The 19058-nt window shown below is 41.9% G+C and carries 13 protein-coding genes; 6 read left to right on the top strand and 7 right to left on the bottom strand.

The genetic code is table 11. The annotated features are described in order from the left end of the window. Position 1: 1 nt before the first annotated feature. Positions 2 to 628: a superoxide dismutase gene (locus K2F45_RS09130; RefSeq protein WP_248933359.1), complete on the bottom strand. Its 627-nt coding sequence runs from the start codon at positions 626 to 628 to the stop codon at positions 2 to 4. Between the two features lie 229 nt (positions 629 to 857). Between K2F45_RS09130 and K2F45_RS09125 the strand changes: the two genes are divergently transcribed. From K2F45_RS09125 to fabF, 3 genes are all read left to right on the top strand, one after another. Continuing rightward, on the top strand, positions 858 to 1442 hold the full coding sequence (locus K2F45_RS09125; RefSeq protein ID WP_248933358.1) for a helix-turn-helix transcriptional regulator: 585 nt from the start codon (positions 858 to 860) through the stop codon (positions 1440 to 1442). 84 nt (positions 1443 to 1526) lie between these two features. After that, positions 1527 to 2120: a TetR/AcrR family transcriptional regulator gene (locus K2F45_RS09120; protein ID WP_248933357.1), complete on the top strand. Its 594-nt coding sequence runs from the start codon at positions 1527 to 1529 to the stop codon at positions 2118 to 2120. A 62-nt stretch (positions 2121 to 2182) separates the two neighbouring features. Then, entirely contained in the window at positions 2183 to 3421 is a 1239-nt protein-coding gene (gene fabF, locus K2F45_RS09115) for a beta-ketoacyl-ACP synthase II (RefSeq protein ID WP_248933356.1), read from the top strand. A 933-nt stretch (positions 3422 to 4354) separates the two neighbouring features. Here fabF and K2F45_RS09110 read toward each other — a convergent pair. Continuing rightward, positions 4355 to 5239 (bottom strand): AraC family transcriptional regulator, encoded by an 885-nt coding sequence (locus K2F45_RS09110; RefSeq protein WP_075991864.1) that lies wholly within the window; start codon positions 5237 to 5239, stop codon positions 4355 to 4357. A gap of 449 nt (positions 5240 to 5688) precedes the next feature. On the opposite strand from K2F45_RS09110, the gene K2F45_RS09105 reads away from it, so the two are divergent. The 3 genes from K2F45_RS09105 (at position 5689) to K2F45_RS09095 (ending at position 11025) form a co-directional block, all read left to right on the top strand. Next, entirely contained in the window at positions 5689 to 7077 is a 1389-nt protein-coding gene (locus K2F45_RS09105) for an aminopeptidase P family protein (protein ID WP_248933355.1), read from the top strand. A gap of 77 nt (positions 7078 to 7154) precedes the next feature. Next, positions 7155 to 9329 carry a S9 family peptidase gene (locus tag K2F45_RS09100; RefSeq protein ID WP_248933354.1) on the top strand — a complete coding sequence of 725 codons (2175 nt, stop codon included), beginning with the start codon at positions 7155 to 7157 and terminating at the stop codon, positions 9327 to 9329. Positions 9330 to 9351: 22 nt separating this feature from the next. Then, positions 9352 to 11025, top strand: a complete 1674-nt coding sequence (locus K2F45_RS09095) for a M1 family metallopeptidase (protein WP_248933353.1) — start codon at positions 9352 to 9354, stop codon at positions 11023 to 11025. Between the two features lie 249 nt (positions 11026 to 11274). Here the strand turns inward: K2F45_RS09095 and K2F45_RS09090 are convergent, their stop codons facing one another. The 5 genes from K2F45_RS09090 to K2F45_RS09070 are packed head-to-tail and all read right to left on the bottom strand — an operon-like array spanning position 11275 to position 19029. Further along, the gene (locus K2F45_RS09090) at positions 11275 to 13506 is read right to left on the bottom strand and encodes a S9 family peptidase (RefSeq protein ID WP_248933352.1); all 2232 of its coding nucleotides are present in this window, start codon (positions 13504 to 13506) and stop codon (positions 11275 to 11277) included. Further along, complete coding sequence (locus K2F45_RS09085) at positions 13493 to 14917, bottom strand: APC family permease (protein ID WP_075991859.1); 1425 nt, start codon at positions 14915 to 14917, stop codon at positions 13493 to 13495. The genes K2F45_RS09090 and K2F45_RS09085 overlap by 14 nt, the downstream gene beginning before the upstream one ends. Positions 14918 to 14923: 6 nt before the next feature. Then, positions 14924 to 16696, bottom strand: a complete 1773-nt coding sequence (locus K2F45_RS09080; RefSeq protein WP_216640452.1) for a DUF885 family protein — start codon at positions 16694 to 16696, stop codon at positions 14924 to 14926. A gap of 31 nt (positions 16697 to 16727) precedes the next feature. Next, entirely contained in the window at positions 16728 to 17990 is a 1263-nt protein-coding gene (locus tag K2F45_RS09075; RefSeq protein ID WP_248933351.1) for an NAD(P)/FAD-dependent oxidoreductase, read from the bottom strand. A 40-nt stretch (positions 17991 to 18030) separates the two neighbouring features. Then, positions 18031 to 19029, bottom strand: a complete 999-nt coding sequence (locus tag K2F45_RS09070; protein WP_248933350.1) for a 4-hydroxyproline epimerase — start codon at positions 19027 to 19029, stop codon at positions 18031 to 18033. Positions 19030 to 19058: the final 29 nt, after the last annotated feature.

Below are 19058 nucleotides of genomic sequence, written 5' to 3'. Positions count from 1 at the left end.
ATCAAACCAAACCTGCAATCACAGCATCGTATTTTTGTTCAACAACAGACCAATCCAAAAGCGACCAAAATGCATCCAAATAATCGGCTCTTTTATTTTGATATTTCAAATAATACGCATGCTCCCAAACATCGACCCCCAAAATAGGGAAACCTCTGCCGATCGATTGTGTATCCATCAACGGATTATCCTGATTGGGAGTAGCTACGATAGCTAAGGCACCAGAATGTTTTACATACAGCCAAGACCAGCCCGAACCAAACTGCCCAAGTCCAGCATTTTTGATCTTGGCTTTGAGCTCTTCCAAAGAACCAAAGGCGGCGTTTATCTCATCGGCTAACTTCCCTGTGGGGACCGTTTTTGGATTGGGCGATAAAATTTCCCAAAATAGCGTATGGTTAAAGTGACCGCCGCCGTTATTGCGGACTGCTGGGCCATATTTACTTACGCTTGTTAATATATCCAATAGATCGTCAGCTTCGCTTGCTGTTCCTTCCAATGCCTTATTTAGATTGTCAACATAAGCTTGATGATGCTTTTGATGATGAATCGTCATGGTCTCGCGATCAAAATATGGTTCAAGCGCCGAATAGGCATATCCCAACTGGGGTAATTGAAATTTGTGCATAGTTTTATTGTTTTTATGATAAGTCAAAACTAGAGAATCAACTTTAATAAAACAACTAAAAAGTTGTTTTATTAAAGTCATAAAATTAGATCAAAAAGAATAAACCTATGTTTTAAATACATTTTAGAACAAAAAATAAAAACACTATCTTTGCTGATGTTCTATAAAACAACTTTTTTATTGTCAAATGCAGAAGAATCCAGCTGATCGAATATTAATGTTATTAAAAATGCGCCGAGAAGCCACTGCAGCTTTGATTGCAACAGAGTTGGCTATAACAAAAGAAGGGGCCCGTAAACATTTATTGAACCTCGCGAATCAAAACCTGATCGTCTCCAATGCCCGGAGCGAAGGTATAGGCCGCCCTTCGACTTATTACAGTCTGTCACCGCAGGGCATTGCACGATTTCCAGATAGTCACGCCGACATTACAGTACAATTGTTGCAGTCGATTAAACAAGTGCTTGGCGAGAATGCTTTGGATCTACTTATCAGTGATCGGGAGTCTAAAGTATATCAAAAATATACTGACGCACTATCGGATATTGAATCCATCGAAAAAAAACTTGAAGTTATAGCCGCAAAAAGAACGGAGGAAGGTTATATGGCAGAATGGAAAAAAGAGGCTGACGATTATCTTCTCATTGAAAATCATTGTCCGATATGTGCAGCAGCAACCGAATGTCAGGGATTTTGCCGTTCAGAACTGAATAATTTTCAGCAACTCATCGGTCCGGCATATCGTATCTGTAGAACAGAATACATCATCGAAAATGCCCCCCGCTGTACCTATCGCATTTCAAAGGCGAAATAAAACCGATTTCTAAGGCATTCCTGCAGAAATTATTAATATACCAAAAAGTATTTTTTATATTTGCATTAAAAGAACAGGAATTACATGTCAAAAGCAGAACAGACACGACAATATATCATTGAAAAGACTGCGCCCATCTTTAATAAAAAAGGCTACTTTGCAACTTCGCTCTCGGACATCACTACCGCAACAGGCTTAACAAAAGGAAGTATTTATGGTAATTTCAAAGACAAAGATGACCTAGCTACCCATGTCTACACCTATCAGAGCAGAAAAATATCAGAAGCTGTTAATCAACAGATTACTCAACAAAAAACATCCTTAAAGAAGCTATTGTCTTTTTTTGATTTTTACAAAGATAATTTCAAAAACATCGCAGCTTCAGGAGGCTGTCCGATGATGAATGCGGCCGTAGAGGCCGATGATTCGCTATCTTTTTTAACCCCCAAAGTCAGACGTTCGTTTGACCTTTGGAGGCAGCGGCTAATCCTAATTCTTGAAGAAGGAGTTGCCAACGGCGAATTTAAACAGCATATTTCTGCTGAAAATTATGCCATCACCTTTATGGCGATGGTCGAAGGCGGAATCTTGCTTTCCAAGATTTCAGGCAGAGGAAAAGATCTTGCCATTGTATTGGATAAAATGAAGGAAATGGTGGATCGGGAGATCACGGCTTAATTTTTTTTACAAAAACAAATACCAATTGGTATATTTATAAGTTTATATTAAAATAAAAAGAGATGAAAAGAGTTGTAATAACTGGCATGGGAACAATTAACCCGCTGGGAGAAAACATAGACATATTCTGGGATAACATTTTGCGGGGCGAAAACCACACAACGGTTATTAGCCGTTTTGATGCTTCGTTGTTTCGAACACAGATTGCAAGTGAAATTAAACACTTTCAACCTGAAAAATACTTAGATAGAAATGAGATTAAAAGAAGTGATCTCTTTACGCAATATGCTTTATACAGTGCAGCGCAAGCAATGGAAGATTCGGGACTAGATCTCGATGCTATAGATCCATTTGATATCGGTGTCATCTGGGGTGTTGGCCAGGGCGGTATGGAAACTTTCGAAAAAGAGGTAGAAGGCTACGTAACAGGAGATTACAAACCAAGATTCAGCCCTTTCTTTGTTCCTAGACTTATCGTCAATATGGCTTCTGGCATGATTTCAATGAAGTATGGTTTAAAAGGAATCAATTACACCACCGTATCGGCTTGCGCCACATCCAATACGGCCTTTATGGACGCTTTTAATTACATTAGGCTCGGCAAAGCCAAAGTCTTTATAAGCGGCGGTTCCGAAGCCCCCATTACCCCGGCTTCAGTTGGCGGCTTTTCTGCCATGAAAGCCATGTCGAGCCGGCATGATAGCCCCCAGACTGCAAGCAGACCCTTTGACCGTGATCGTGATGGTTTTGTTATGGGTGAGGGAGCCGGAGCACTCATCTTGGAAGAATACGAACATGCCAAGCAAAGAGGCGCAAAAATTTATGCGGAGCTTGTCGGAGCTTCGATGACCGCAGATGCTTACCATATGACCTCACCCCATCCCGAAGGGATAGCCGCAGCAAAAGCCATGTCTCTGGCTTTGGAGGAGGCTAAAATTAATACCGATGAGCTCGACTATTTAAATCTCCACGCGACTTCAACGCCAGTTGGAGATATCGCCGAACTTAAAGCCGTACAACGAGCTTTTGGAAATCTAAATAATCTATGGGTCAGTTCTACAAAATCAATGACAGGACATTTACTTGGGGCAGCCGGCGCTATCGAAGCGATCATTGCCATAAAATCCATCAACAATAATGTACTTCCGGCAACAATTAATATCGAAAATATCGATCCCGAGATTCCCGAGGGAATTCACATTGTCGTCAATCAACCGCTGGAAAAAACAGTTCAGACCGCAATGAGCAATGCTTTTGGTTTCGGCGGGCACAATTCGAGTATCATTTTCAAAAAGATTTAATTTTTTTTGAAATAACTCTTGACAAAGTGTAATAAACACACTATCTTTGTACTATCATAATTTAGGTTTATAATTGGTTATTTAAGGTTTTCATTCTCCCCGTTTGAAAACCTTTTTTTATGCCCATTTTTTCGTCCAATGCTATTTGTATGTCTGCTTTTTTGGATCACCGTCCTTGTTGATACCCGAAGTACTTTAACCTTATTTTTGGAAGTAGATCGCTAGACAACAATCTCACATGTATTTAGATGAGCTTAATCCCGCTTCCTCGCATTACGAGAACAGCAAACTGGAGAGCATATTCCGTGGAATAAAAGATACCGTCTTTTTAACCATTGCCACGGTCCTGTGCTTATAGATAATTAAGATAAACACTAGAGCAGATACATACGTATACCAACGTATAACTATTCACAATTTTCAATCAATTTTTAGACAGTGATTAGTCATTGATTATTCAGTCTACACTGAGTCATCACTGAACAAGCACTGAACGAGCACTGAACGAGCACTGAACAAGCACTGTCAAAAGAGATAAATTAGTACCTATTTGATTCATAGTTGCGTCGAAAAAATTATATTAATTCAGTCCTACCATTCTTGCATGTTACAGATCTCTTTGGTATTCCTAAGCTTGGTCGTGGAGTTAACTGGTAGTTAGCTACCTGCAAAAGGTCTGCAGTGTATGGAACGGGATCCACTATTGGTCGGCAACAAGAGAAGACATTCTAACTGTCTTAAACGCACATTTGAATTCAAAATGTAGTAAACAAAATATCGATTTCCTGATGCGATTTAAGGGCTATAAAAAACAGCGAGACAACCGAAGTTGCCTCGCTGCAAACCAGATCTTTCACTTTAACAGCTTCCAAATCGGTAGTAGCCCTGTTCCACTTTATTGCCAGGCCTAAACCCTCATTGGAATTTCCTATACTAAATAACAGAGTAAAGTGTTTGTTTATACTGCTGCACGTACTCTTTCGGGTTGCAGCCTACGATTTGTTTAAAAACCCGATTAAAATTAGTGATGCTATTGAACCCACAGTTGTAGGCAATAAAAGAAACGCTATCCAAGTGATCCTCATTTAACTGGTTACAAACCTCCTTGACTCTTATTCTATTGAGGTAGGTGACAAAGGTAACACCGCAATGCTTTTTAAAATATCGACAAAATGCCTGTGGCGTAAGATTGGCATGGTCAGCAACATCTTCCAAGGTAAGTTCATCCCGATAATGTTCCCGGATATAGTTACAGATAATATTAATTCGATTTGAAGCATGAATTCCATCAAAAATCACCTCTACTCTCTCATTACAGAGTGCCTCTGTTTCGCGGGATATATTTGCCAAAGATCGCAATAGATAGAAAAAATGCATCAATTTGTCCATTTGGTCCGCAGATTTTAATAAACAAACCCGCTCTGCTATTTGGGGAAAATATGAATCGGGGACCTTAAACCCTCTCGCGTTATTATAAATAAACTGATTCAGCGATTCAAATTCCTCCAAAGAAAATAGGGATTTAAGCTTTCCATTTGGGTCGAAAAAAATGGAAACAGAGCGAGATTCATTTGAAAACCCGTCCTGGGAGGCTGACTTAAATACATGTGGTTGATTCGCCCCCAAAAAGAAAATATCATTTTCTTTAAAAGGATGTAAGGTATCTTCCACAATCAAAACTCCCTTACCTTGTTTTATCCACATTAATTGAGCTTCTTGATGTCGATGAAAATGAGGATAAAAAGTTTCTAAAACATCTTCTTGTATTGTCAGACTTTGTCCTCGCATGGTCGGCACATTAAATTGGAGCGTTTTCATAGGTTTGTTTAGTTTATGTTACTGCTTAGTTAACATAAATATAACAACTCCAAAGCAACAACACTACTTTCAAATAAAACATAAAAATACTATACCAAAATATGTTTAGAATTCGACAATATTTAATAATCCTTTAATAATACTCCACACAAAACTGAGAATTCACAAAAAAAATCCATTTATAGTGAAAAAATGGGTTAAAATACAATTAGACTTTGATAAATTGTGATAATTATTATTCAATAGAAAGATTGAACTTTATTAAATTTCGTTTTTGATCCTTATTAGTGTAAAAACGAAAAGCATATCATTTGTAACAAGAACAAACACTACACATTAAAGAGAGACCTTTTAAATAAATCATTTTGAAGCACATAAATTTTACGATATTCGTATCAGACAATAGGCACCTAAGTAGACAATCCAACTTCAAATAATTCCCAAAACTTATGTTCAAAAAAGAAATATATCTTAATCGCCGAAATAATCTGTTATCAAAGATCACAACTGGCAAAATTCTTTTGCTAGGCAGCATTGAAAATCCGATCAATTTTGAGCACAATACCTATCCCTTCCGTCAAGACAGTAGCTTTTTATATTATATCGGTATCAAAAGCCCACGTTTGGCGGCTGTATTGGACACTGAAAAAAACGAGACCATACTATTTGGTGATGAAATGACCATTGACGATATTGTGTGGATGGGCCAACAGCAGACTTTAGCTGAAAAGGCTGACCTTTCGGGTATCAGCAAAATCCTGCCTTTCAATCAACTCTTCGACTATCTTAACAAAGGAAAACAGGAAGATGTTCACTACCTTCCTCCTTATCAGTCGCATAATAAGTTATTACTTGAGCAGCTAACCGGCCGTCCTGCAAATCAGCTCCAGCCCTCTGTGGCTTTGATTAAAGCTGTCGTTGCCCAGAGAAGTATCAAAACGGCAGAAGAAATTATCGAATTAGAAAAAGCCGTAGATATTGCTGTTGATATGCACCGCATTGCTATGCGAATGACAAAACCTGATCTTTACGAATATCAGATCAGCAATGCCATGCAACATTTTGCGCAAGATCAAGGAACCTCCTTCTCCTATCCGCCGATAGTCACAAAACGGGGTGAAATTTTGCACAATCATATGCAATTTCACCAGCTTTATGAAGGTGATCTCCTGCTCAATGATTCGGGCGTAGAAACGGCCATGGGCTATGCTTCGGACCTGACCAGAACCTTTCCCGTAGGAAAACGTTTTACGGCTTTACAGGAGGAAATTTACCAGATTGTCTTACATGCGTTTAAATCTGCAGAGCAGCTGCTGACATCCGGAATACGTTTTAAAGAAATACATTTAAAAGCCTGTGAAGCGCTTGTAGACGGACTTATACAAACCGGCTTCATGAAAGGCAACGCACAGGATGCGGTCATGAATCACGCGCATGCGCTTTTCTTTCAATGTGGACTAGGCCATATGCTCGGTCTTGATGTGCATGATATGGAGGATCTTGGTGAACAATATGTTGGCTATACTGAAGCTGAGCCAAAAGATACCGAGACTTTTGGAATCAAATCGCTGCGGCTAGGTAAGAAATTGGAGGCTGGCAACGTGCTAACCGTTGAACCCGGCATCTATATTATTCCTGAATTAACGCAGCTTTGGGAACAGCAAAATTTACACAGGGACTTTATCAATTATGATTTCTTAAAAAAACATCTCGATTTCGGCGGGGTTCGTATTGAAGATAATTATCTTATTGAAACAGATGGATACCGTCGTTTAGGAAAATACCTTGAACGCGAGATTCAGGAGATCTATCAACTCAAAGACAATCCAATTGATTAATTAACGAACAACTCACATAATGATAAACCCAAAAAGTAAACTTAAATTCTTTTGGGGTAACTCAAACAGATAAACAAATGAACAGCATTAAACAGTCGATCTTTATTATTCTAATACTGATTTTTCAGGTTCCAGCTTCCCTTTTTGCGCAGCGACTCTGGACAGATCATGGTGATCAATATTATGAATTTTCCGACAAGGGAATAGAAATGGTCAACCCCAAAAATGGGGTGCGCTCCATCTTCCTTTCACAGCAATCGCTTATTCCGAAAGGCGCAACAGCAGCCTTGAAAGTCGAAAATTTTTCCATTTCCAAAAACAAGGAGCTTATTTTGATCTATACCAATAGCAAAAGAGTATGGCGCGAGAATACAAGAGGCGATTATTGGGTTTACAACAAAAAGACCAATCAGCTGCAGCAACTAGGCCAAAAATTCCCGGCATCACAACTGATGTTTGCGAAGTTTAACCCGCAAGCAGATAAGGTCGCCTACGTCAATAAAGCCGACCATAATGTTTACGTGGAAGATCTCACCAGTGGCAGCATCGTTTCCGTTACCAAAGATGGAACAGACCGTTTAATCAATGGTACTTTCGATTGGGTTTACGAGGAAGAATTTGGCTGTAAAGATGGTTTCCGCTGGTCGCCGGACGGTACTTCCATTGCTTATTGGAAGCTTGATGCCCGCAACATCCGTAATTTTCTGATGATCAACAATACAGATAGTCTCTACTCCTATACCATTCCTGTAGAGTATCCTAAAGTTGGACAATCGCCGAGTGCCTGTTCGATATGGACCTATGAAATCGCCACTGGAAAAAATACCATGCTGAATATCCCGGGAGATCCCAACCAGCACTATATCCCTCGCATGGAATGGTGTCTTGATAGCAAGCAGGTTATCTTAGAGCAACTCAACAGAAAACAGAATGAGAGCAAAATCTATACCGTCGCTCTCTCCGATAATAAAGCGCAAAACATACATCAGGAGCAAAGCGACTCGTGGATTGATATCAAAGCACGATGGAACAACAACGATCCTTCGGGATGGGACTGGGTTCAAGGTGGCAAGGCCTTCATCTGGGTCTCGGAAAAGGACGGATGGCGCAAAATCTATCAGATTGATTTATCGGGCAACGAGAAGCTGGTTATGAAAGCGGACTATGATATGATCAATCTTGACTTTTTCGATCCGAAAAATGAAACGATTTATTTTACCGCCTCTCCAAGCAATGCAACGCAGAAGTATCTGTATAGTGTATCAACGAAAGGCGGAATTCCAAAAAGACTGACCCCGGCCTCATACGAAGGCACCTGCGATTATGATATTTCAAAAGACGGTAAAATTGCCATCTTCAGCTTTAGCAACCGGGCAACCTTAAAACACAATGCCGTTATTGAGTTACCAACACACAAAGTACTCGTAGACTTTGATTTTAAACGTGAAAAAAAAGTCAGCGATGGTATTGCCGAGTTTTTTAAAGTTAAAACAACCGACGGTATTGAGTTAGACGGCTGGATGGTAAAACCACTTGATTTCGATCCCAATAAAAAGTATCCTGTCGTCTTTATGGTCTACGGCGAACCAGCATCACAAACTGTATTAGACAATTTTGGTGCAGGTTATAACAGTTTATATAAAGGAAATATGGCGCAGGATGGCTACATTTATATTTCTTTGGATAATCGCGGAACTCCTGCTCCTAAAGGCAGCTTGTGGCGAAAAAGCATCTACCGCAATATCGGGCAGCTCAATATTCGCGACCAGGCTTCGGCAACACAAGAAATCCTGAAATGGCCTTTTGTCGACAGTTCACGTGTGGCCGTCTGGGGCTGGAGCGGTGGCGGATCAAGCACGCTTAACCTACTGGGACAATATCCTCAAATCTATAAAACGGGTATTGCTATTGCAGCTGTAGCAAATCAGTTACTTTACGACAACGTATACCAGGAACGCTACATGGGCCTCCCCCAAGAAAATCTTGCAGACTTTGAAAACGGCTCTCCGCTGAAATATGCAAAAAACATCAAAGGTAATTTACTCTATATCCATGGAACCGGAGACGACAATGTGCATTATCAAAATGCAGAAGTCCTGATCAATGAACTGATCAAAAATAATGTGCAGTTCCAGTTGATGTCTTACCCCAACCGCAGCCATTCGATCAGCGAGGGACAAGGTACGCATGAGCATTTAAAAACATTATTTACAAACTATCTAAAATTACATTGCCCTCCGGGTGGAAGATAGACCGAATAGTTATCATTTACAGATGAAAAGAATATTATTATATGCATTGGGAACCTGTGGTCTGCTGACCGCAGGCATACAGCAATCGGCGGCCCAGCTGATGAAAGAAAAAAATGAATTCACAAGAGCGGATTCACTGCGCGGATACCTGTCGCCGCTGCGAACCTGCTACGATATCCAATACTATCATTTGGATGTTAAGGTAGATATAGACAATAAGTTTATTTCGGGTTCAAACCTTTTCCGTTTCAAGGCCACAACTGATTTTAATCGCCTGCAATTTGATCTTTTTGCAAATCTCAACGTAGACAAAGTCGTATATAAGGGGAAAGAACTTTCCTTTACCAGAGAACACAATGCTGTCTTTGTCGAATTTCCTGCAACTATCAAGAAAGGAATACAGGAAGAGTTTACGGTATATTACGAAGGCCATCCTACAGAAGCGGTCAAAGCTCCCTGGGACGGCGGCTTTGACTGGAAAAAAGATAGCAATGGAAAGCCATGGGTGGCCACGGCCTGCCAGGGTATGGGTGCGAGTGTCTGGTGGCCAAACAAAGACCATCAATCCGATGAAGTGGATAGTATGCTGATTTCGATCGCTGTCCCAAAAGAGGTGATGAATGTATCCAATGGACGTTTGGTCAAGGTAGAAAAGATGAAGGATGGTTACACCAAATATCACTGGAAAGTTGCCAATCCGATCAACAACTACAATGTCGCCATCAACATCGGCGACTACGTTCATTTCAAGGAAAAATACAAAGGTGAAAAAGGACCATTGGATATAGACTACTATATTTTGCGCGAAAACGATACGGCAGAAAAAAAAGCCCATCTTCAAAAAAACGCCAAACAGACCTTAGAAGCCTTTGAACATTGGTTTGGTCCATATCCATTCTATGAAGATGGCTATAAGCTTGTTGAAACCTACCATACCGGCATGGAACACCAGAGTGCCATCGCCTACGGTAACCATTACCAGAATGGCTATCGCGGCGGGGATGCGTCTGGAACCGGCTGGGGACATAAATGGGATTTTATTGTGGTCCACGAATCTGGTCACGAATGGTTTGGCAACAATATTACTTCAGCTGATCTGGCCGATATGTGGATTCACGAAAGCTTCACTAATTATTCCGAAGGCTTATTTATCGACTATTTCTATGGTAAGGAAGCCAGCCAGGCTTACACCCATGGTATCCGGAGCGGGATCCAAAATGATAGCCCCATCCAGGGCCCCTACCACGTAAATAAAGAAGGATCTGGGGATATGTATCCCAAGGGCGGTGTTATGCTTAACATGATCCGTACGATGATCGACAATGATGAAAAGTGGCGGAATATTCTCCGCGGATTAAACAGCAAGTTTTATCATCAACAAGTCGATTATAATGATATTGTCAACTACGTAAGCCAGCAGTCCGGTCTAGACCTGTTGAAAGTGTTTGAACAGTATGTAAAACATGCTGCCATTCCTACACTAGAAATCAAACAAGATCCTTCAGGCAGAATATTAGGCCGCTGGATCAGCGAAGTCAAAGGCTTCCATATGCCCATACATATTGGCGTAAAAGGTCAAAAAAGAGAACTTATCCAGTTGGACCAACGTTTCAGACCGATTAAAGTAGCCGGTTTAACGAAAGAGAATATCGATATTGATACGTTTAACTATTATGTCGGCGTATTGGTCGAATAAAAACAGCTTCAATGTTACCAACATGAAATAAACACAGCGCCCCAGAAAGCAATTTACTTTCCGGGGCGCTGTATTTTTGAACCGTTCTTATCGTTTCATATATATTCCCCATTTGGAATAAAACCTCTATGGCTTCGCAGACACTAACAGCAGTAGAAGCAGAAAGTTCTTTCTGACCAATACGATCAGACACTTTCAGGAAAAACAGGTAATAGGCCTACATTAGCGGATCATTGTTCCGATAAAAGATCAATACTGATTCCAGGCAGGCGGATCTACGCCAAGAAGATGTTTTACAAAATAGTCCCTTCTTTTTCGTTCACCATAATCTCCCCCGGAAGAATGCCCCATTCCAGGAACCATGATAAAATCATGATTCTTACGCGCTTTGATCAAAGCATCAACCAATTGGAAAGTGGATGAAGGATCCACATTGTCATCAAGTTCTCCAACAATCAGCAAAAGATTTCCTTCCAGCTTAGCGGCATTTTCAATATTGGAGCTAGCCGCATATTCAGGACCGACAGGCCAGCCCATCCATTGCTCGTTCCACCATATTTTATCCATTCGGTTATCGTGACAACCACAGGAGGAAACGCCAACTTTATAAAACTCGGGATGGAATAACAGCGCTCCGGTTGAACTTTGCCCCCCAGCAGATGTGCCATAGATCCCTACCCTGCCGGTATCCATGTATTTATAGTGTTTTGACGCGGCCTGCATCCAGGCAATTCGATCCGGAAAGCCCGCATCTTTCAGGTTTTTCCAACAGACATCATGGAAAGCCTTCGAACGATTTGAGGTCCCCATCCCGTCGATCTGCACCACAATAAAGCCCAATTCAGCGAGTTCATACATCCCGCTCGGGTTGCTGTAAAATGATTTTGGTACGAAAGAACTATGCGGTCCCGCATAAATGTATTCGATGACAGGGTAGCTTTTAGCGGGATCAAAATTCGTCGGCCGAATAATAATCCCCCAGATATCCGTTGCGCCATCACGTCCCTTGGCTTTAAAAACCTCCGGTGCACGCCACCCTGTAGTTTCGAGCAGACTACTGTTTGTTTTCTCCAACTCCATGATAATACCGCCATTTTTGTCGCGCAATACTGAAATTGGCGGCTGATCGACCCGGGAATACGTATCCACAAACTGCGAATAGTCTTTATTGAAAAAAGCTTGATGATTTGCATTTTCTTCGGTCAGCAGTTTTAAGCCCTTTCCGTCTAAACCGATAGCGTAATAGTGGACCAAATAGGGATCTTCTGCAGCATTCACTCCGCTGCCTTCGAAAATAACCGTTCGTTTTTCAGCATCAACATGCACAACTTTCCGAACAACCCAGTTTCCTTTCGTTATCTGGTTCTTTACTTTACCAGTAATTCCATCATAGAGATACAGGTGGTTCCATCCATCACGCTCAGAGGCCCATACAATCTCCTTTCCATCGGCCAGATCCTCCCGGTATTTCTTACCGCTATAATCAATAAAGGTCTTATTCTGCTCCTGAATCAGAAAACTCGAGGTACCGCTATTTGCATCCATCTGCATAACGCCATAGACTTGATGCCCCCGTTTGTTATACTCGAAGGTAAATGCTCTGCTGTCATCGCGCCAGGAAAGATCCGAAAGGTAAAATTGATTTGGTATGAGCGCAGCATCAAACACCGACAGTCGGTCTTTTTCAAGATCATATAAAATGGGTAGTTTTTGCGCAAGCTCATCTCCGGGCTTCACGTAATCGCGTGTCTGAATTTTAGGCTGCAGCTGATCTTTGGGAGAAGATTCAATAAGCGTCAGTTGCCTGATCTCTATTTTTTGAGTTTTTACTGTAGCCAGCTTACGACTATCTGGTGCCCATTGAATATCATTGCTATAATAATTTGCCGTGTTGCCATCCAAGGTAATTTGTCGCGCCTCGTTTGTATTTCCCTTTTTTGCCAGGAATACATTATTATTGCGGATAAATGCCACATATTTTTTATCTGGAGATTCGACTTCCCGATAGGCATTTCCCTGCTCACGCTGCCCCCAATATCGCATATTTCGTTCTTTATTTCCACTTGCAGCGCCCTGGCTTAATTGCGAGGAACGGCGGTTCCAGATCCACAGGTAGCCCGCGATATCGAGCGACACTTGATCCTGGTCCAGCAATTTTATCTGATCATTGGAAATAACACGATTTTCGATTTTCCGCCCCAGTTTTTCATCCACTAACGAAAATACTTTCGTCAGATCGAACAGCTGTTCTTTTGTTTTTGCCTGGGGATTGACCAAAATATACTCTTTTCCCTGCAACGTATTTCGATCATACCAAAAGAGATCTCCCTTATCATTCCAATAAAACTGGCCGGGCAGATTTTCAATTTTGTTGGTCAATTGTTTTTTTAAGTTTTGTGCACGTGTATAATCTGCCAAAGTTCCCTGACCAAACAGAAACTGTGCCGACAACAACAAAACCGCTGTACTAAGAAACTTCATGCTTTCTTCGCTTAGGATTGATTAAATAATAGATAGGGATACCCAATAGTGCAATGATAATGCCCGGCCAGGTATAATTGGGTTTGAAAATCACCATCAACCCAATAAAGGCAAGTCCCATCAGAATATAAAGAATGGGAAGAAAAGGATAGCCAAATGCTTTATAGGGTCTGTTCAAATCTGGACGTGTGATACGGAGACGAATAATACCCGCAATCGCGAGTACATAAAATATAACGACCACACAGGTAATCATGTCCAATAAATCACCATATTTTCCGCTTAAACACCATATTGACGCAGCGACACATTGTATCCAGAGTGCCCAGGCAGGTACCGCATGCGCATTGAGCTTACCTGCCCTTTTAAAAAACAAACCATCTTTGGCCATCGAATAATACACCCTCGCTCCTGCCAGGATGATCCCATTATTACAGCCAAAGGTGCTGATCATGATCATAATAGCTATAATAGTTATCCCAAATGGGCCAAAAACTTCTTGAGCGACACTCATGGCTACACGATCTTTTGGTGCATTGACCATAGCTTCCAAAGGCAATATGCCGGTGTACATCAAATTAGTCAGAAGATAGATTACGGTAACCAGTAAAGTCCCTAATGCAAGACTCAAGCCGATATTACGTTGTGGATTTTTAATTTCGCCGGCTACTGCGGAAGATGAGTGCCAGGAATCGCTGCTGAAGAGCGCACCGACCATAGCCGCAGAAAAAGCGCCCATTGCTGAAAATCCATCATAAGATGCGTACGTTCCATCCGTATTTAAACGGCGCATTGACCAAAGTGATATATTGTCCCAGTTCCAAGTCCAAACTTCATGTTTCAAAGCCAGGAAGCCAAAGAGCAACAAGAGCAACAGACTCCCGATCTTGATCAATGTGATGGATGTCTGTACACGCTTTCCGCTATTTACGCCTCTTGAATTAATATAGGTTAATACAATAATGACGGCAATTGCCAGCAGCTGCGCTGCCGATACCCGATAATCTGACCATTCTAGCAGGTAAACATCTTCATCCATAAAAGGGAAGAGATAGGCTGTAAATTTCGCAAAAGCAACCCCCACAGCAGCTATTGTCGCAGTTTGTATAACGGCAAAAAATGTCCAGCCAAATACAAAACTCAACACAGGCCCATAAGCCTCCCGAAGGTAGATGTATTGCCCTCCTGCCTTTGGAAACATCGCACTCAATTCACCATAGCTCAACGCTGCAGTCAATGTCATAAAACCACATATCAGCCATACCACCATCATCCAACCCGCAGAACCCGTGTTACGAGCGATATCCGCAGATACAATAAAAATCCCAGAACCGATCATACTTCCAACCACCAGCATAGTGGCATCCAGCAACCCGAGGGACTTTTGAAAAGCTTGTTTCGACTCACTCATAAACACCTAGTTATTAAAATGATAAAACTTCCAATTTGTCTCGTAATCGGGCTTTAACTTCTCGCCCTTGATAATCGCTCTCAACATTTCCATCGGCAGATAATTTTCTTTGATCACACGGTCATGGAATTCCGCAAATGACATTTTCCCTTGATCTACGACCTCCTCTTTGATCCGCATCAATTGCAAGCCGCCTACGAGATAGGCCAACTGATATAAAGGATCATAGGAACCTTCAAACGATCTCTTTACTTCACCATGCGCATTAGCCGACTCAAATCCCACGCGGTTTACCAGGTAATCTATGCATTGCTGCGGCGTCCACTCCCCTAAATGAAATTTAATACTAAAGGTTATTCTTGCACAGCGGTGCATGCGCCAAAATAACATCCCGATCCGCTCCTCTGGAGTTTTTGCAAATCCCTTGCTATACAACAGCAGTTCCCAGTACAATGTCCATCCTTCCGTCCAAAATGGCGTATTAAATGCCTCTTCGCGGTAAGGCTTGTAACGCCTATTCATAAAATATTGCAGATGATGACCAGGAATCAATTCATGCTGGACTGTCCCACGGGAGAAATAAGGATTATTGCCACGCATACTCATCAATTTCGCCTGCTGATCCATCGTGTTTGTCGGATAGGATATGCTAATTTCCCGTCCGCCTGTAAAAAAAGGGTTGACCCGCTGCCGTTCAGGTGTCATCATGATCATACCCCAAGTCTCGTCTGCCAGCTCAGGAATATTCATGAGTTTATTTTGTTCAATAAATTGCTGCGCATCGTTATACAATCTCATGATGAGCTCCGGCTGTTGTCCAATGGGTACGTAGGAGTTTTTAACCTTTTCCTGTGCAGCCCGCCAATCATCGCCGAACCCCATTTCACGGCTCGCTTTCAATAACTCGGCCTCACACCATTTAAACTCCTGATCGGCCAATTTTAAAAGATCGGCAGCGGTATAACTGATCATTTCTGCTTTGAGTCTTCGGTTTATCTCTTTTTCCCCAATAGGCCAACCAGCAATCTGACTACCGTCATCAAACACTTTCCAATCACTTTTTGCAGCCAATTTGTCCTTATAATCCGAGAGCTTGCTTTTCACTTGCTGAAATATGGTGGGTACCCACCATGTAAATTCAGGGTCGTATCCATTATAAAAATCGAAGGTGCTGGTGATCCTTAAGTCCAGTGAATTTAATAAGGCAACCAGAAAGTTAACATCTGAATAAGGAATATTGGTCTTTTCCTGTAGAGCAGCTATTGACCGATCGATTTCACCGGCAACAAGCGTCAGCTCTTTCGCAACATCTTCTCCTGCCAGACGCTTCCCCCTACGGCGTTCCTTTTCAAGTGCAAAAATTCGCTGTGCGAAAGGTAAATACACGGATAAGCGGTTGTAATTCGACTCATCTTCTTTCAATGAAAGGAGATCACTTTTTAATTTGCGCTTCAATAAGATAAAATCGACCTGCCCCGATGTTTCGAGTTCTTCATAGGGGAACTTGTCCAGCTTATTCAAATATTCGTTATCCAAACGCTGGAGACGTGCTACTTGTTCGGGCGAAGCGGCAGCCTGCTGATTACCCCAGCCTTTGGGCATAGGGCCATAAAAATAGTTGATCGCCTCAACATCATGCCCATATTGTACAATATAAGGCTCTATAGGGGTTGTATGGTCGTATAATTTCATCTTTTGTGCATACATGGAAACGGGGAATAGAAAGAGTAGTCCATAAAACAAGGTTTTGGGGGCTTTAAAAGAAAAAGAACGATTCATAATTCGGGTGTTGGTTTATATCATAATTTTATCAGTCGAAACGATCAGGCCTAAAACCAGTGATTTCAGACTCTATTTTCTGTCCTGCCAATAAATCTGCAACAACTTTCCCATAGGCAGGGCCCAAGCTCAAGCCCATCATACCACCCCCACCGGCAACTAGGACATTTTCAAATTTTTTCAATCTTCCCAGATAGGGCAATCCATCAGGCGAGCAGGGTCTGTAACCATACCATATTTTTTCGCTCGGATAATCAACCTTCAATTCCGGATAATATTTTGGGATGGATTCTACAATTCCGCGGACACGATTTTCATAAATTTTGTCATTTGCTGGTCCCAATTCCATCGTTCCACTGAATCTGATCTGGCCGTTCATGGGTGTTACAGCAACACGAGCCTCCAGTAATAATGCCGCATGATTCAATGTGTTCTCTTTCTCGGGCTGATACATAAAAGAATACCCTTTTCCTGGCATAAGCGGCGTATTTACGTGCAACTTTGATGTGAGCTGCGGCAAATAAGCGCCACCAGTCAAGACAAAAGCATCCGCCTGAAAACTTCCTTTGTTGCTGACCGCCTCTTTCACCTTATTTCCGGCTGTTATAAATTTACTGACCTCAGTTTCTTCGAAAAAAGCGACCCCTGCAGCTTTCAAATATTGAATCAATTGCCGCATTAACTTTGGTGGATATAATTTTCCGTCACAGCGATAAAGTATAGCACCTAAAACATCCAGCTTCAGATTAGGTTCCAGCTCTTGAACGGCATTTCCCTCCAGAATATCGACATCAAGTCCAAGATCCTGAGCACGATGAGCCAATTCAATTTCTTCATGCTTCAGTTCCTTGGATTTATACATCATCAGGATCCCGTTCTGCTTCAGTTCAAAATCAAACCCTTCTTCCTGCGCCAATTCATCATATAATCTGCTGCTGTAGAGATTCAAATCACGTATTGCAGTCGCATGCTGTTCTACGTGTGAGCGATTAGCATGTTTTAAAAACTTCAATCCCCAATTGATCATTCGTGGATTGAGCGAAGGCCGTACATAAAAAGGGCTTTTACTATTGAACATCCACTTTATCCCCTGCGCTACAATACCGGGGGCAGCCAAGGGCGTAAAATGACTGGGGACAATCATGCCGGCATTGCCATAAGAACAGTTATTGTCCAAGGTATTTTTTTCGAGGATTTTCACATCCCATCCGTCTCTTACAAGGTAATAGGCGGAGGCAAGTCCTGCAATTCCTGCACCAACGACGACAACCGTACCTCTATTATTTTCTTTCACGTTGCTCTTCTCTTATTAATTTTTTAAATCACCTGAACTATTAAATCACCTGAAAACCGCCAAAATAAGGATCCTCATCATCCAAAAAAATGGTATTATAACCTGTTATCCGTGCCCAGCCTTCGATGGATGGGACAATGGCCGGTTTACCATCGAAGGTTGTTTCAGCTTCAATTTTACCGGTAAATTGTGAACCGATGTAACTTTCATGTACAAACTCCATCCCTTTCTTGAGTTTCCCTTTAGCATACCATTGCGCCATACGGGCCGAAGTTCCTGTACCGCATGGTGAACGATCCAATGCATTGTCGCCAACCAGTACCGCATTGCGTCCCGACGAGTTGGGGAGTTTAGGATCCCCTGTCCATTGGATGTGAGTCAATCCATGTATATTAGCATCTTCGGGATGAACAAAAGAATATTTTTCGTTCAGCAGCTGCCGGATTATTTTTCCATAATGAATGAGCTGGCTGGCTGAATAGGAACTGATATCTTGAAAATTAGTCTGCGGGTCAATAATGCCGTAAAAGTTTCCACCGTAGGCAACGTCAACGCTGATGTTGCCTAGATCCGGGCAATCGACCGTTAAGGCTTCAGCATATAAAAATGACTTGACGTTGGTAAGCTTTACGCTTTTCACCTTAGGTCCCTCTTGAACATAATCGATATGTACAAGTCCAGCCGGAGTTTCCAACCTTAATTTTCCGGGAACTTTAGGTTGAACGAGCCCCTCCTCAATGGCAATCGTCACCGTACCGATCGTTCCATGTCCACACATCGGCAGGCAGCCGCTGGTTTCAATGTAAAGGACACCAATATCATTTTGCGGATCAAAGGGCGGATAAAGCATACTGCCGCTCATCATGTCATGCCCTCTTGGTTCAAACATCAATCCCATACGGATCCAATCGTACTCACGTATAAAATGCAACCTGCGCTCCATCATGGAATTCCCCTGTAATAATGGGGCTCCTCCTGCCACCAATCGCACGGGACATCCACAGGTATGCGAATCAATACAAAAAAAAGTCTTCTTCATTTCTGATCACTTGTTTATATGGTCATTTG

The sequence above is a fragment of the Sphingobacterium siyangense genome (genome assembly GCF_023277505.1).
GTDB lineage: Bacteria > Bacteroidota > Bacteroidia > Sphingobacteriales > Sphingobacteriaceae > Sphingobacterium > Sphingobacterium siyangense.
Note: the sequence above shows the minus strand (reverse complement) of the source record. Positions and strands in the feature narration are given on the sequence as shown.

Excerpts from the sequence above, each read along its gene's own strand:
- K2F45_RS09130 (WP_248933359.1), bottom strand. The coding sequence starts at position 628 with ATGCACAAATTTCAATTACCCCAGTTGGGATATGCCTATTCGGCGCTT.
- K2F45_RS09125 (WP_248933358.1), top strand. The coding sequence starts at position 858 with ATGCGCCGAGAAGCCACTGCAGCTTTGATTGCAACAGAGTTGGCTATA.
- K2F45_RS09120 (WP_248933357.1), top strand. The coding sequence starts at position 1,527 with ATGTCAAAAGCAGAACAGACACGACAATATATCATTGAAAAGACTGCG.
- fabF (WP_248933356.1), top strand. The coding sequence starts at position 2,183 with ATGAAAAGAGTTGTAATAACTGGCATGGGAACAATTAACCCGCTGGGA.
- K2F45_RS09110 (WP_075991864.1), bottom strand. The coding sequence starts at position 5,239 with ATGAAAACGCTCCAATTTAATGTGCCGACCATGCGAGGACAAAGTCTG.
- K2F45_RS09105 (WP_248933355.1), top strand. The coding sequence starts at position 5,689 with ATGTTCAAAAAAGAAATATATCTTAATCGCCGAAATAATCTGTTATCA.
- K2F45_RS09100 (WP_248933354.1), top strand. The coding sequence starts at position 7,155 with ATGAACAGCATTAAACAGTCGATCTTTATTATTCTAATACTGATTTTT.
- K2F45_RS09095 (WP_248933353.1), top strand. The coding sequence starts at position 9,352 with ATGAAAAGAATATTATTATATGCATTGGGAACCTGTGGTCTGCTGACC.
- K2F45_RS09090 (WP_248933352.1), bottom strand. The coding sequence starts at position 13,506 with ATGAAGTTTCTTAGTACAGCGGTTTTGTTGTTGTCGGCACAGTTTCTG.
- K2F45_RS09085 (WP_075991859.1), bottom strand. The coding sequence starts at position 14,917 with ATGAGTGAGTCGAAACAAGCTTTTCAAAAGTCCCTCGGGTTGCTGGAT.
- K2F45_RS09080 (WP_216640452.1), bottom strand. The coding sequence starts at position 16,696 with ATGAATCGTTCTTTTTCTTTTAAAGCCCCCAAAACCTTGTTTTATGGA.
- K2F45_RS09070 (WP_248933350.1), bottom strand. The coding sequence starts at position 19,029 with ATGAAGAAGACTTTTTTTTGTATTGATTCGCATACCTGTGGATGTCCC.